Raw genomic sequence first — 14717 nt, 5'->3', positions numbered from 1 at the left:
TGAAGATTGACCAAGGATGTTCGGCAATGCGCGAAAAACAGATGAATGATGAGCCTGACGAAGCGGGTCGGGATATGGGACGAGTGCCTCCTGGCGCTTGGCTGGCGGTGTTCTCGCTCGCGATTGGTGTATTCGGGCTGCTGACCGCGGAGTATCTGCCGGCCAGTCTGCTGACCCCCATGGCGACCGATCTCGGCGTTTCCGAGGCGCTGGCGGGGCAGGCGGTTACGGTCACCGCGGGGGTGGCCCTGTTTGCCGGGCTGCTGGTGCCCGGGTTGACGCGGGGGATGGACCGCCGCGGGGTGCTGCTGGGATTCACGCTGTTGATGATCGCGTCCAATCTGCTGGTGGCGCTGTCCGACAGTCTGCTCGCGCTGTTGGCGATGCGCGTATTGCTGGGGGTTGCCCTCGGCGGATTCTGGAGCATGGCCGCCGCCGTCGCGATGCGGCTGGTGCCGCCCCGGCGGGTGCCGCGGGCGCTGTCGATCATCTTCAGTGGCATCGCGGTGGGCACGGTCGTGTCGGTGCCGCTGGGCAGCTACCTGGGCGGGTTGTACGGCTGGCGCAGCGCCTTCATCGCCGCCGCGGCGGTCGGCGTCCTGACGCTGGCGGTGCAGTGGTACGCGCTGCCACGCATGGCGCCGCGCCAGTCGGCGCGGACGGCCTCCGTGATCGAGTTGCTGCGCCGGCCTGGCATTGCGACAGGCATGCTGGGCTGCGTGCTCGCGCATACGGGGCAGTACGCGTTGTTCACTTATATCCGGCCGGCGCTGCAGAGCATCGCGCATGTCGATGTCGAGGCCTTGGCGTTGATGCTGTTGGGCTTCGGCGCCGCCAATTTCGCCGGAACGCTGTTGGCGGGCTGGCTGATGGAGCGCAGCCTGCGGGTCACGCTGGTGCTGATGCCGGCGTTGGTCGGCGGCGCGGCGCTGGGAATGATCCTGTTGCCCCTGCCTGTGGCGGGATTGATGTCGCTGGTGGCACTGTGGGGCCTGGCGTTCGGCGGCGTCCCGGTGGCGTGGTCGAGCTGGGTGGCGCGCGCGGTGCCCGATCAGGCCGAAAGCGCGGGAGGCATGGTGGTGGCCTCGGTGCAATCGTCCATCGCGATGGGGGCCGCGCTCGGAGGCGCCGTGTTCGGCTTCGGCGGAGTGGCCGCCGTGTTCATGGTGGCTGGCCTGGTGATGTTGTGCGCGGCCTTGCTGATTGCCTGGCGCGTCCGGGTCGAACCGGCGCCGCACCAGGATTCGGAGCACGCCCCTGTCCTGCACGGCTGATCGTTCGCCGCCTTGGCGCCGTGAAGGGGCGGGAAACCCCTGGCGATTGACTCGCTGCTAAGCTTCGAGCCTTCACATTGCCTTGGAGCATCCGATGCGGCAATACGAAGATACGGCACAGGGCGTGCTGCAGTTCTGGCGCGACGCGGGACCGCAGCGCTGGTTCCGCAAGGACTTCCAGTTCGACCAGGATTTCCGGCGGCGCTGGGAAGGCCTGCACATGGCCGCCGCGCGGCGCGAACGCGACGACTGGGCCCGCACGGCGGACGGCGTGCTCGCATTGCTGATCCTGCTGGACCAGTTCCCGCGCAATGCCTATCGTGGCACGGCGCACATGTTTGCCACGGACCCGCTGGCGCGCCATTTTGCGCGCCTGGCGGTGGACGGGGGGCTGGATGCGCAGGTCGACGTGGCGCTGCGGGCCTTCTGCTACATGCCTTTCGAACACTCGGAGAATCTGGATGACCAGGCCACCGCGGTGAGGCTCATGGCGGCCCTGGACCCGCACTGGTTGGATTTCGCAATCGTTCACCAGCGCATCATCGAGCGCTTCGGGCGCTTTCCGCATCGCAATCCGCAGTTGGGGCGCGAGTCCACAGCGGAAGAATTGCGGTTCCTGGCGGAGGGCGGGTTCTCCGGTTGATGCGGCCCGCGCCGGGCGGGTCTCCCGGTCATCGCAAGCACGCACCGCCACAGGATCGCGCTATGCTGGCGGCTTTCGCCACCGACCGGTTTCCTCCCATGTCCGCCCGCATCCTCAGCCTGCACATCTACCCCATCAAGTCCTGCGCCGGCATCGATCTGGCGGAGTCCGACCTGGACCGCGCCGGCCTGGCGCATGATCGGCGCTGGATGCTGGTCGACGAGGCAGGCCAGTTCATGACCCAGCGGCAATGGCCCGCCATGGCGCTGATCCGTACGTCACTGGCCGATGGCATGTTGCGCCTGAGCGCCCCTGGCATGGCGCCGCTGGACGTGCCCCTGGACGGTTCCGAACTGGCCGGTACCGCAGAGCGCGTGGTGGTGTGGCGCGATGCCGTCCTGGCCCGCGCCGAACATCCCCGCGCCGCGCAATGGCTCAGTCAGGTCCTGGGCCGGTCGTGCCGGCTGTTCAAGATCGACGTACAGGCCCACCGCCCGGCCAATGCCGAGTGGGTGGACCGCTGGCGCGACGGCCACCCCGATCTGGCCGAAGGCTTCGACGGCGAGCATCTGTTCGGGTTCGCCGACGGTTTTCCGCTGCTGGTGACCAACCAGGCCTCGCTGGATGACCTGAACGCGCGCCTGGCCGCGCAGGGCAAGGCCGCGGTGCCGATGAACCGCTTCCGGCCCAACATCGTGGTGCAGGGCGAATGGGCGGCGTTCGAGGAAGACTACACCGCCATGATCACGGCGGGCGCGGCCCGCCTGGCGCTCGTCAAGCCCTGTACGCGCTGCTCGGTGCCCGACGTGGACCAGGCCACCGCCGTGCAGGGTGACGAGCCCGGCCGCACACTGGCGGGCTATCGCACCTTGGATGCCGGTGTGGTGTTTGGCCGGAACGCCATCGTGGCCCAGCGGGAGCGCGTGCGATTGCGCGCGGGCGACCCGGTCGGGATCGAACTGGATTTCTGAGGCCGGGTCGGCCCGGTCCGCAGGCCGGCCGGCAGCAGCGAGCAGGAAACCGCCGTGCGGGGGCGGTTTCTCACGAGGGGGTGGGGATCAGCCCGCCGACAGCTTCAATCCCACCAGCCCCGCCACGATCAGTCCCACGCTGACGATGCGCGCCGTGCTGGCCGATTCGCCGAACAGGATGATGCCCGCGATGAAGGCGCCGAGGGTGCCGATGCCCACCCAGATGGCGTAGGCCGTGCCCAGCGGCAGGGTCTTCATGGCCTGCGACAGCAGCCAGAAGCTGGCGACCATGGCCACGACGGTGATGACGGAGGGGAGAGGACGCGTGAAACCGTGCGTGTACTTCAAGCCGATGGACCAGACGACTTCAAGTAGTCCGGCAAGCACGAGGATAAGCCAGGTCATGGAACAGCCCTTGCAGTGGCGCCGGCGGGACGCCGGCAGGTAAGGGGCCGTCCCCGGTAGAGGCGCCGTCCGGGTGATGCCGCGGAGAATCCGGCGGGACTGCGATCCCGGGTCGTCCCGGGGCAAGTGGAATTATAGGCAAATGAAAACGGCCGCCACAAGCCCCATGCAGGGCTCGGGGCGGCCGTCAGGCCTGCTTCGCTTACCGCTTGGGCGCGTCGGCGGCGTGGACTTCCTTGCGGATGTCGGCCACTTGCGAGGCGGTCACGGCCGGGGCCTTGTTGCCCCAGCTGCTGCGGATGAACGTCACCACGTCGGCGACCTCGGCGTCCGTCATGCGCGCGGCGAAGCCGGGCATGGCGTAGTGCGTCGGGGCTGCCTTCGTCCACGGCATTTCGGCGCCTTGCAGCACGATGTGGATCAGCGAGGTGGGGTCCTCGGTGTTCACCGTGGTGCTCTGGGCCAGGCGCGGGAAGGTTTCGGTCCAGCCGCGGCCGTCGGTGCGGTGGCAGGTCGCGCAGTTGTTGATGTAGTCCATCGCGCCGCGCACGGTGGCCTGTCCGCTGGACAGGGCCTTGTACGTGGAGTCGTCGTACGTCAGGGCCTGCGTGGCCTTGGGATCGGCCGGGGAGAGCGTCTTGAGGTACTTGGCGATGGCGGCCAGGTCGGCGTCCGTCAGGTGCTGCGTGCTGTCCTCGACCACCTGGGCCATGCCGCCGAAGGCCGCGGAGTGCTCGTTGCGGCCGCCCTTCAGGAAGGCGACGATGTCCGCTTCGGTCCAGGTGCCCAGGCCGTCGTGCATGTCGCCACGCAGGTTCTTGGCCAGCCAGCCCTCGATCTTGCCGCCCGACAGGAACGCGGTGCCGTCCTTGTCGCTCAGCGCCTTTTCCTGCAAGGCCACGCCGCGCGGGGTGTGGCAGGTGCTGCAGTGGCCCAGGCCCTCGACCAGGTACTTGCCGCGCAGCACGGCATCGCCGCTGTCGGCCGGCACGGCCGGGGCGTCGACGACGTCGGGCGCGAACATCCAGCGCCACACGTTCAGGGGCCAGCGCATCGACATGGGCCACGAGATGTCCGTGTCCTTGTTTTCCTGGCGCACGGGCTCGACGCCGTGCATGAAATACGCGTACAGCGCGCGCACGTCGGCGGGGCTGACGTTGGCGTAGGACGTGAACGGCATGGCGGGGTACAGCGAGTGGCCGTCGCGGGCCACGCCGTGACGCACCGCGCGGTCGAAGTCTTCCAGGCTGTAGTTGCCGATGCCCGTGTCGCGGTCGGGCGTGATGTTGGTCGAGTAGATCGTGCCCAGCGGCGACTCCAGGCCCAGGCCGCCGGCGAAGGGCTTGCCGCCCTTTGCCGTGTGGCAGGCGACGCAATCGCCGGCGCGGGCCAGGTACTCGCCCTGCTTGATCATCTGCTGGTCGGCGGCATCGGCCGCCAGGGCGTTGTGTGCGAACAGCGCGAAGGCGGCCGCAATGATATGGCGCTTCATCATTGTGGCGCTCCTTACACTTGGACCAGGGGCCGGCCCTGGTTCTTCAGGTATTGCTCGCGGATCGCCTTGGCCGACCAGTAGGCCAGCGCGCCCACCAGGCCCGTCGGGTTGTAGCCCATGTTGTACGGGAAGGCGCTGGCGCCCATCACGAACAGGTTGGGCATGTCCCAGCTCTGCAGGTAGCGGTTCACGGCGCTTTCACGCGGGTCGGCGCCCATCGTCACGCCGCCGGTCAGGTGGGTGCTTTGATAGACGCGGGTGTCCCAGTGCGAGCCGGGCTTGCGCACGCTCTTGATGTACTTCTCGGCGCCCATGGCCTGGGCGACCTTCTCGGCCTGCTTGCCGACGTAGTCGAGCATCTTGTACTCGTTGTCGTGCCAGTCGAAGGTCATGCGCAGCAGCGGCTGGCCGTAGGCATCCTTGTAGGTGGGGTCCAGCGACATGTAGGCGTCGCGATAGGCCATCACCGAGCCGGACATGCCGAAGCCGAAGGTGCGCTGGTAGCCATCGATCATGCCGGCCTTCCAGCCCGAGCCCCACGAGGGCGAGCCCGGAATCGGCTGGGCCTGCTTGATCGGGCGGCCGCCGGTGGTGGCCTGGCGCACGACGGCGCCGCCGATGAAGCCCAGCTGGCTGTGGTCGAACTGGTCGGCGTTCAGGTCGTCGAACGACCAGGCGCCGCCGCCCGTGCCTTCGAAGGGGTTGAAGTAGTTGCCCTTGGGCATGACGATGCGGAAGCCGCCGTTCATCTGATAGGCCAGGTTGCGGCCGATCACGCCTTCGTTGGCGACGGGGTCGTACGGCTTGCCGATGCCCGACAGCAGCATCAGGCGCACGTTGTGCAGCTGGAACGCGCACAGGATGACCATGTCGGCCGGCTGCTCGACTTCGCGGCCCTGCGCGTCGATGTAGGTGACGCCCGTGGCCATCTTGCCCGAGGCGTCCTTGTTGACGCGCACGACGTGCGAGTTGGTGCGCAGCTCGAAGTTGTCCTTCTTCAGCAGCACCGGCATGATGGTCGTCTGCGGCGAGGCCTTCGAGTACATGAAGCACCCGTAGTTCTCGCAGAACCCGCAGAAATTACAGGGGCCCAGGCGCACGCCGTACGGGTTGGTGTACGCGGCCGAGGCGTTCGAGGCGCCGGCGGGGTAGGGGTGGTAGCCGGCCTCGCGGGCGGCCTTCTCGAAGATCGACTGCGCGTAGGTCTGCTGCAGCGGCGGCAGCGGGAATTCGTCCGTGCGCGCGCCTTCCAGCGGGTTGCCGCCGGGCATGATCCTGCCGTTCAGGTTGCCGGCCTTGCCCGAGGTGCCGCAGACCTTCTCGAAGAAGTCGTAGTGCGGTTCCAGGTCGTCGTAGGTGACGCCGTGGTCCTGCAACTGCATGCCTTCCGGAATGAAGTCCTTGCCGTAGCGCTCGACGTGGCGCGTGCGCATGACCAGTTCTTCCGGCAGGTTGCGGTAGTGCATGCCGTTCCAGTGGAAGCCCGCGCCGCCCACGCCGTCGCCCAGCAGGAAGGAGCCGTGCTGGCGATAGGGCACCGCCGTCTCGGCCATGCTGTGGCGGATAGTGACGGTTTCCTTGGACAGGTCCTGGAACATCTTGCCGCGCACCGAGTACGCTAGCTCGTCCAGCACCTTGGGGTATTCCGCGTCGGTGGGGGTGTCCTGGAACTTGCCGCGCTCCAGCGCGACGACCTTCAGGCCTTCCTCGGTCAGTTCCTGCCCCAGGATGGCGCCCGTCCACCCGAAGCCGACCAGTACGACGTCGACTTTTTCTTTCTTGATTGCCATGACTTAACCTTTCTCGCCTGCGATGGAAACGGGGCCGTACGGATACTTCACGTTGCCCTTGGCCGGCCAGTCGAGGAAGTCGCCGCGCGCGCCGGGGAAGCCGATCATCTTCCAGCCGACCATGCCGCGGTTGCCGCCATATTGCGGGTCCGAGAAAAAGCCTTCTTTCGTGTTCTGCCACAGGAAGCCGAAGAACATCTTGGAGGGCACCTTCTCGAAGTCGAGCTTGCCGCCTTCCATTTCCTTGAGCACCTGCTCTTGTGCGGCGTGGTCCAGGTCCGCGAAAACCTTGTCGCCGAACTTGCCCTTGCAGTAGGCATCACAGGCCGCGATGCCGTGGCGATAGATGTCGCGCGGCACCAGGCTCGATTGATGGCCGTAGGTGGCGTCCACTTCCGGGTGGAAGGGGCCCTGCATGTACCACAGCTTGCCGTGGGCGTAGGCCGTGTCCATCTGGCGATCGATGAACTCGGGCACACAGGCGGCGATGGCGCCGGGGCCATTGTCGTCAGCGGGGATCAGGCGATCCACGGCCGCCTGCAGGAATTTCCATTCCGCGTCGTTGAAGAAGAGGGGGGAGTAGGGTTTTGCGTCGGGCGCCGCGGCGGCCGGTGCTGCTGCGGTGGCGGCGACCACGCCGGCGCTGCCGGCCAGGGTGGTTGCCGGCACCACGGCGACGATCTGTTGCAAGAATCGGCGCCGCGGTTCGGTGTTGTTGGTCATCGTGTTCCACACATATAGATGTCTAGCGGCAGGGATTCTACGCATCCAAGCTTCCGTAAACCTTAAAGAAAGCTGTCTGGCGGGTTCGGGCGCTAGAATCTGACAATTCGACGTCCATAATTCAGCCCGATCCCGGACCACGCGCTCTGCCGCGTGGCATCGGCAAGCGGGTATCCGCCACCAGATCATGAGCTTTCAGGTAACGATCCAACCCAGCAAGCATCAATTCCAGGTCGAGTCCGGCCAGACCGTGCTGGAGGCCGCGATGGCCGCCGGTCTCGTGCTGCCGTACAGCTGCCGCACCGGCGCGTGTTCCACCTGCAAGGGCAAGGTGCTCGAAGGCGAGTACGACGCAGGTCCGTATCCGGCCCAGGTGCTGGCCCCCGAGGAACTGGCCCGCGGCTACACGCTGTTCTGCCAGGCCCGTCCGCGGACCGACCTGGTCGTGGAAGCCGCCGAGGTGAGGCTGGCCACCGACATCCAGATCCGCAAGCTGCCCTCGCGCGTACAGGCACTCGAACGCGTCGCGCCCGACGTGGTGGTGATCAAGCTGCAACTGCCGGCCGCCGAGCAGTTCCGCTATTACGCGGGGCAGTACGTCGAGATCATCCTGAAGGACGGCAAGCGCCGCAGCTACTCGATGGCGGGCGCGCCGCACAGCGGCAGCCCGCTCGAACTGCACGTCCGGCACCTGCCGGGCGGCCTGTTCACCGACCACGTCTTCGGCGCCGGCGCCACGCAGATGAAAGAGCGCGAGATCCTGCGCCTGGAAGGGCCGTTCGGTTCGTTCTTCCTGCGCGAGGACAGCGCCAAGCCCATCGTGCTGCTGGCCAGCGGCACCGGCTTCGCGCCGGTCAAGGCCATCGTCGAGCACATGCTGCACAAGCAGATCACGCGCCCGGTCACGCTGTACTGGGGCGGCCGCCGTCCCCGGGACCTGTACATGGACGAGCTGGCCCGCTCGTGGGAACAGGCATTGCCCAACCTGCGCTACGTGCCGGTGGTGTCCGATGGCCTGCCCGAAGACGGCTGGCAGGGCCGCACCGGCTACGTGCACGAGGCCGTCATCCAGGACCTGCCCGACCTGTCGGGCCACCAGGTGTATGCCTGCGGCACGCCGCTGATGGTCGATGCCGCGCGCCGCGAGTTCAGCCTGCAGTGCGGGTTGCCGGCCGAAGAGTTCTACGCCGATGCGTTCACCTCGGCAGCCGACCTGGCGCGCGCGGCGGGCTGAGCGCCCGTGGCACGATGCTTGCAGGGCCTTGCCAGGCCCTGTTTTACGCATTGAAATGACGAATGCGGCAGGCCATCACGGTACACTGCCGGACCAGCACCCCGGACGGGACGCACGGCTTTCGGCCGTTCCGCACGGGCTTCGCACGCAGGGAGCGATTCGCGCATGAAAGTAGCGGTTTTGGGCAGTGGCATCATCGGCGTCTCCACCGCGTGGTGGCTCAGCCAGTCGGGCCACGACGTGGTGGTCATCGACCGCCGCGCCGGCCCGGCCCAGGAAACCAGCCTGGCCAATGGCGGCCAGATCTCGGTGTCCTACGCCGAGCCCTGGGCCAATCCCCAGGCGCCCCTCAAGCTGCTGAAGTGGCTGGTGCGCGACGACGCGCCGCTGCTGTTCCGTCCGCAGCTCGACTGGCGGCAATGGATGTGGGGGCTGGCCTTCCTGCGCGAATGCCTGCCGTCGCGCCTGGCGCCCAACATCCGCGCCATGGTGCGCATGGCCGAGTACAGCCGTTCCACGCTGCGCGGCATGCGCGCCCAGATGGGCATCCAGTACGAGCACCTGGAGCGCGGCATCCTCAATTTCTACCGTGATCCGCACGAGTTCGAAGCCTCGCAGCAGGCCGCCGGCCTGATGCGCGATTTCGGCGTCGAGCGGCGCGTCATCGGGCCCGATGAGGTCATCGCCATCGAGCCCGCGCTGGCGCCGCATCGCGGCACCATCGTCGGCGGCGACTACACGCCCGAGGACGAAAGCGGCGACGTGCACCTGTTCACCGCCGCGCTGGCGCAGCATTGCGAGGCGGCCGGCGTCGAGTTCCGTTTCAACACCCAGGCCACGCGCCTGGAAAGCGTCGGCGGCAGCGTGCAGGCCGTCGAACTGATCGGCCCCGATGGCCGCTACAGCCGGCTCTGCGCCGACGCCTACGTGGTCGCCATGGGCAGCTACACGCCCATCCTGGTGCGTCCGCTGGGCGTGCCGTGCAACGTCTATCCCGCCAAGGGCTACTCGGCCACGTTTCCGGTGCTGGCGCCCGAGCGCGCGCCCACCGTCAGCCTGACCGACAGCAGCCACAAGGTGGTCTTCTCGCGCCTGGGCAACCGCCTGCGCATGGCGGGCACCGCGGAGCTCGCCGGCTACGACCGCGGCCTGAACGCGGCGCGCTGCGATGCCCTGCTGCGCCTGGCGCGCGAGCTCTTTCCCGACGCCCTCGATTTCGAGGGCGTCGACTACTGGTCGGGCCTGCGCCCGTCCACGCCTTCGAACGTACCGCTCGTCGGCCAGACCCGCATCCCCAACCTGTATCTCAATACGGGCCATGGCACGCTGGGCTGGACCATGGGCGCGGGTTCGGGACGAGCCTTAGCCGACCTGCTCAGCGGACGCAGGCCGGAACCTGACTTCCCCTTTCTGGGCTCATGAGACTTATGAAGACACTGCAACTCTCGGGCGTGGCCCGTGCACTGGGCGCCACCCGCCGCGTGTGGTTGTTCGGCCTGGCGATGGCCGCCTCCGGCGCGGCATACGCCGATTCGGTCCAGATCCAGGTCTGGCACACGCTGATGGGCCCCAACAAGGCCGAGTTCGAGAAACTGGTCAAGCAATACAACAAGGAGCAGGGCGACGTCGAGGTCACCTTGCGCGCCTTCCCGACCCAGGCGGCCCTGAAGCAGGAAGCCGTCGCGTCGCGCAAGGCCAAGAACGGCCCGAACCTGGTGCAGCTGGACGACAACCACTCGCCCGAAGTGGTGGCCGAGCACCGCGACATCCTGCCGATGTACGAACTGCTGGCCAAGTATCCGATCAAGGATGCCAACTGGTTCCTGCCCACCACGTCCAGCTTCACGCGCGATGCCCGTGGCCGCCTGCTGGCGTTCCCGTGGATGGCCGAGATCCCGGTCATGTTCTACAACCTGGACCAGTACAAGAAGGCGGGCCTCGATCCGGCCAAGCCGGCCCGCACCTGGGCCGACCTGCAGGGCGACCTGCTGAAGCTGCGCGACGTGGCCGAGTCCAACTGCCCGTACGCCACCAGCGAACAGGTCAGCGTCCACCTCGAGAACCTGGCGCCGCTCAACGGCCAGACCTACACCAGCAACGAGAACGGCCTGGACAGCAAGTCCCGCGCCGCGGCCGCACTGCAGTTCGACACGCTGTACATGCGCCATCTGTCGCTGATGGTCAGTTGGAAACGTTCCGAACTGTTCACCAACCACTCCGAAGACCGCGCCAGCGACGCGCTGTTCGCCAAGGGCGACTGCTCGGTGCTGACCACCGGCTCGGGCGCGCTGGGCCAGTTCCTGGCCGCCAAGTCGCTGAAGTTCGGCGTGGCGCCGCTGCCGTTCTATGACCAGGCCACCAAGACGGCGGGCCGCCCGTTCGTCAGCGGCGCCGCGCTGTGGGCCATCGAAGGCCATCCGCAGTCTCAGGAGAAGGCCACGGCCCAGTTCCTGGCCTGGCTGTCCAAGCCGGTGATCGCCGCCGAATGGCATCAGCGCACGGGCTACCTGCCCCTGACCGAAGCCGCGTTCCGCGCGTCCGACGTGTCGTTCTACGACCGCATGCCCGGCGCGCAGCAACTGGTGGCCGCCATGCGCAGCCAGCCGGTGGCCAGCGGCCGCGGGTTCCGCATGGCCAACTACGACCGCATCGAGCCGGTGCTCAGCCAGGGGCTGAACGAAGCGCTCGAAGGACGCACGCCGCCGATGGCGGCATTGAACAACGCCGCGTCCCAGGCGCGTGCGATTGCGCAACAGAAGTAAGGATGGAGTAATGATCGCCCCGATATAATTCGGGGCGTTTTTTTTGCCGCCGTGCCGCTCTCAAGGTGAAGGCAGCCCTCTCGGGGCTGCGAACCGAAGGGGCGGCGTGGGGGTATTTTTGGGTTAGGCGAATTGATCCACCCCCTTGCGCCGGCACGATCCGGCAAATGCGGAATATGCAGCCGCGATAAATAAAAGGGGCAGTTTCGAACAAGACGTTGTGCTCCGCCGAGTCCATCTTGGCTGGCAGGTGTCGCGGATAGGCGAAAGATCCGTGCTGCGTGCCGGCGCTTGAGGAAGATGAGGTTTCGCGAGGAGCGCGCGGCAATTTAAAAGAAGAAAGGTTTTGACTGGCATGTCTGATCCGACGATCAGTAGTTTGCGAGTATTCGATAACAATAATTGGAATATCTCGATTGATGGAATACCAGGCATTGGCCCGACGCTGCGGCAGCTGGTAAATGAATTGAAAGGGCTGATCGACCAGGCGGCCGCATTCGCGGCAGGGTTGGGCGATCGCGTCGCCACGGTGAATTCGGCGTTTGCCGGCCTGGGCGCGCTGCCGGACGCCTTGTCGGGCGGGGCGCATGCCGCGCCCGTGCCGCCGCCCCTGTCGTCCACCCCCATCGACGGCTTGGTGGGCAGCCTGGTCGACGCCATACAGGTGTTGAACGGCAAGCTCCATTCCCTGGTGTCTTGGATCGAGACGCCGGTGCGGGGCATGGACAATCTGCTCGCCTTGCTGCAGACGTCCTACCAGAACGTCAGTACGTTCATCCACACGCTGGTCAATTGACCGCCGCCCCGCGTCGCGGTCCTGGCGGCGATGCGCGCGCGAGGGACCGAATGATCCATGCGTAGATCTGCGTCTATCGCGGTTTTTCCGGCAGCCCCACCATGTGGGCATGACGGATGGCCGTGGCGGAGGACGCATGGTGCGGTGGATGGGTTTGGCGCTGTTGCTGGCGGCGGGTGGCTGCGCGGCGCTGGCGGATGATGGACTGAACGGGCCGGGCCCGGCCGGACCGTACGATTTCGATTGGCAACTGTCCGGCGATGCCGCCGTGGCACCGTTGCAGGTCTTCGCGACGCCTGCCCAGGTATGGCTGCAGTTCGGCGCGGGGCAAGAGGTGCCGGCCATCTTCGCGGGTACGGGACAGGGCGATCGCCTGGTCGCCTGGCGCCGGCAGGGGCCTTATGTCGTGATCGACGGCGCCTGGCGCGCGTTGACGATGCGCGGCGGGCGGTATGTCGCGCGCGCGGCCCGGGCGGGAGCCATGGGCGCTGCCGGGCAAGGTGGAACGCCGTGGGCGGCTGCCGGCGCCTTGCCGATGGAAAGCGGGCCGTCCGCGGTGGCGCCGGCGTTGCCTGCCGGCGCCGGGCTTCCGGGCGGCATCGCCGGGAGCGCGCACCCGCTCGCGCCCGCGCCGCTGCCCGATACGCCTGCCCGTGCCGCGATGGCAAGCCCGCCGGGTGCCGCGCCGCCCGCATCCGGACAGGGCTTGCCTGCGGCCGCATCGCGCGCCACGTCGGCAGCCGCTTTCCATGCCGGCCCGCCCGACGCCACGCTGCGATCGGTGTTGTCCAAGTGGGCGGGATCGGCGGGCTGGACGTTCCAGTCGCAGCATTGGGCCGTCAGCGTCGACATTCCCCTGGCCGGCAGCGCCGAGTTCGGCACGGATTTCAAGCAGGCGGTGCGCGCATTGCTGGGCGCGACCGAGTTGACCGACCGGCCCGTGCAGCCGTGCTTCTATACCAACCGCGTGCTGCGCGTCGTGCCTTATACGCAGGCCTGCGATCCATCCGCCGCGTCCATGGGAGTGCCGTCATGATGCGCGCCTGGCCTATCGTGCTGGCGGCCGGTGCGGCGCTGGCCCTGGGCGGCTGTGGCGTCAGCGAAGCCTTGCAGGCCTTGCGCGGACAGGCGCGGCAACAGCAGCAGGCCCTGGACGCGGAGCAGCGCCAGTTCAAGCGCGGCATGACCGATCCGCGGGCGCGCCTGGCCGCGCAGGAGGTCGACAAGCCCTGGCTGGCCGGACCCGCGCAGCCGTTGGCGCGCGAGGTGCTGCTGCCGCCCGCCCTGCGTGCCGACGTGGATACGACACTGTTGTTTGCCGGACGCCTGGACCTGCCGGGCATCGCCGAGCGGCTGCAACGCGCCACGGGCATCGCCGTGCGCGTGCATCCCGATGCCTTGCTGCCCCACGAGCTTTTCCTGCCCAGGCTGGCCGAGCAGGCCACGCTGGCGGTCGGCGCGGCCACGCGCATCGAGATCCAGTCCGGCCCCAGGCCCTTGCCCGACACGCTGGATGCCCTGGCTGCGCAGTTGTATCTGCAATGGCGCTATCACCAGGGCGCCATCGAGTTCTATCGCACGCAGACGCGCGTCTTCGACGTGCGCGCGCTGACGCTGTCCAGCCGTGTCGAGGCGCGGATCGGCCGCGCCGCCAGCGCGCAGGCGGGCGGTTTCGAAAGCGCGTCCAGCACCTCGCTCAGTTCCGGTGACCAGCAGGCCCTGCAGGCCGTGCGCAGCCGGCTCGAACCGTTCCTGACCCGCGCCGGCGTCATTGCACAGGCCGAGGGCGGCGGCACATCGCTGGTGGTCACCGATACGCCAGCCGTGCTCGATCGCATCGCCACGTTCGTCGCCCGCGAGAACCGCGCGCTGACGCGACGCGTGCGGCTGGTCTTCGAAGAAATCACGGTGCAGACCCGCGACGACGCCGAGGCCGGCATCGACTGGTCGGCGGTCTACGACAGCCTGCGCGGCGTGGCGTCGCTATCCCTGCCCGCCGACACGAACAGCGCCGCCGCGGCGGCCAGCGCGGCAGTGGCGGGCGGGCCCTTCACGGGGTCGCGCGCGGTCGTCAGCGCCTTGTCCACGCTGGGGGCGGTGGTGCGGCATGCCAGCGTGCCGCTGCTCACGCTCAACCGCAGGCCCATCACGCACGCGGTGCGATCCACGTTCTCGTACGTGGACCAGGTGCAGAGCGTGGCCGTGCCCGCGGCGGGCGGCGTGTCGGCGGCGTTGCCGTCGGTGTCCATCAGCCAGAAGCAGGAGACGGTGGGCACGGTGCTGACGCTGGTGCCCGACGCCCAGGACGATGGCAGCATCCTGCTGTCGGTGTCCTACGACAACACGGTCGCGCAGCCCCTGAAGTCCATCAGCTTCGGCGAGTCCGGCAATCAGTTGCAGGTGCAGCAGATCGCGGTCGATGGCAGCGGGACGGTGCAGCAGGTGGAACTGCGGCCGGGCGTGCCGGTGATCCTGTCGGGCTTCGACCGCCGCGAAGACGAATACGAACGGCGGCGCGTGCTGCCCGATGCGCCGCTGCTGGCAGGCGGGCGCGACCGCCGCGCGCGGGATCGGCTGACGACGGTGGTGCTGATCACCGCGCAGGCCGAGGATGGCGTCTGAGG

13 protein-coding genes are annotated in these 14717 nt (G+C 68.0%); 9 read left to right on the top strand and 4 right to left on the bottom strand.

Going from position 1 to position 14717, the window contains the following annotated elements; translation table 11 throughout:
- Positions 1–41 precede the first annotated feature (41 nt).
- The 3 genes from A6745_RS19455 to A6745_RS19445 all read left to right on the top strand — a co-directional run bounded on the left by A6745_RS19455 (position 42) and on the right by A6745_RS19445 (position 2888).
- Positions 42–1274: an MFS transporter gene (locus tag A6745_RS19455; protein WP_066131422.1), complete on the top strand. Its 1233-nt coding sequence runs from the start codon at positions 42–44 to the stop codon at positions 1272–1274.
- A gap of 94 nt (positions 1275–1368) precedes the next feature.
- Positions 1369–1917 carry a DUF924 family protein gene (locus A6745_RS19450; RefSeq protein WP_066130713.1) on the top strand — a complete coding sequence of 183 codons (549 nt, stop codon included), beginning with the start codon at positions 1369–1371 and terminating at the stop codon, positions 1915–1917.
- Between the two features lie 98 nt (positions 1918–2015).
- Complete coding sequence (locus tag A6745_RS19445; RefSeq protein WP_066131420.1) at positions 2016–2888, top strand: MOSC domain-containing protein; 873 nt, start codon at positions 2016–2018, stop codon at positions 2886–2888.
- An 87-nt stretch (positions 2889–2975) separates the two neighbouring features.
- Here A6745_RS19445 and sugE read toward each other — a convergent pair whose 3' ends face one another.
- From sugE to A6745_RS19425, 4 genes are all read right to left on the bottom strand, one after another.
- Positions 2976–3293 (bottom strand): quaternary ammonium compound efflux SMR transporter SugE, encoded by a 318-nt coding sequence (sugE, locus tag A6745_RS19440; RefSeq protein WP_066130711.1) that lies wholly within the window; start codon positions 3291–3293, stop codon positions 2976–2978.
- Positions 3294–3495: 202 nt separating this feature from the next.
- On the bottom strand, positions 3496–4788 hold the full coding sequence (locus A6745_RS19435) for a c-type cytochrome (protein ID WP_066130709.1): 1293 nt from the start codon (positions 4786–4788) through the stop codon (positions 3496–3498).
- 11 nt (positions 4789–4799) lie between these two features.
- Positions 4800–6578: a GMC family oxidoreductase gene (locus tag A6745_RS19430; protein ID WP_066130705.1), complete on the bottom strand. Its 1779-nt coding sequence runs from the start codon at positions 6576–6578 to the stop codon at positions 4800–4802.
- Between the two features lie 3 nt (positions 6579–6581).
- Positions 6582–7301 carry a gluconate 2-dehydrogenase subunit 3 family protein gene (locus A6745_RS19425; protein ID WP_066130703.1) on the bottom strand — a complete coding sequence of 240 codons (720 nt, stop codon included), beginning with the start codon at positions 7299–7301 and terminating at the stop codon, positions 6582–6584.
- Between the two features lie 187 nt (positions 7302–7488).
- On the opposite strand from A6745_RS19425, the gene A6745_RS19420 reads away from it, so the two are divergent.
- The 6 genes from A6745_RS19420 (at position 7489) to A6745_RS19395 (ending at position 14715) form a co-directional block, all read left to right on the top strand.
- On the top strand, positions 7489–8535 hold the full coding sequence (locus tag A6745_RS19420; RefSeq protein WP_066130702.1) for a CDP-6-deoxy-delta-3,4-glucoseen reductase: 1047 nt from the start codon (positions 7489–7491) through the stop codon (positions 8533–8535).
- A gap of 165 nt (positions 8536–8700) precedes the next feature.
- Positions 8701–9957, top strand: coding sequence for a D-amino acid dehydrogenase (locus A6745_RS19415; RefSeq protein ID WP_066130700.1), 1257 nt, complete (start codon positions 8701–8703; stop codon positions 9955–9957).
- Positions 9958–9962: 5 nt separating this feature from the next.
- Entirely contained in the window at positions 9963–11297 is a 1335-nt protein-coding gene (locus A6745_RS19410) for an extracellular solute-binding protein (protein WP_066130698.1), read from the top strand.
- Positions 11298–11652: 355 nt separating this feature from the next.
- Positions 11653–12093 (top strand): hypothetical protein, encoded by a 441-nt coding sequence (locus A6745_RS19405; protein ID WP_156513450.1) that lies wholly within the window; start codon positions 11653–11655, stop codon positions 12091–12093.
- Between the two features lie 136 nt (positions 12094–12229).
- Complete coding sequence (locus A6745_RS19400) at positions 12230–13129, top strand: TcpQ domain-containing protein (protein ID WP_066130693.1); 900 nt, start codon at positions 12230–12232, stop codon at positions 13127–13129.
- A complete protein-coding gene (locus A6745_RS19395; RefSeq protein WP_407922739.1) occupies positions 13126–14715 on the top strand; it encodes a hypothetical protein in 1590 nt (529 codons plus the stop codon). The genes A6745_RS19400 and A6745_RS19395 overlap by 4 nt, the downstream gene beginning before the upstream one ends.
- Positions 14716–14717 lie beyond the last annotated feature (2 nt).

Source organism: Bordetella ansorpii, assembly GCF_900078705.1.
In the GTDB taxonomy this organism is placed as follows: Bacteria; Pseudomonadota; Gammaproteobacteria; order Burkholderiales; family Burkholderiaceae_B; genus Bordetella; species Bordetella ansorpii_A.
This window is presented reverse-complemented; position numbering and strand designations above follow the sequence as displayed.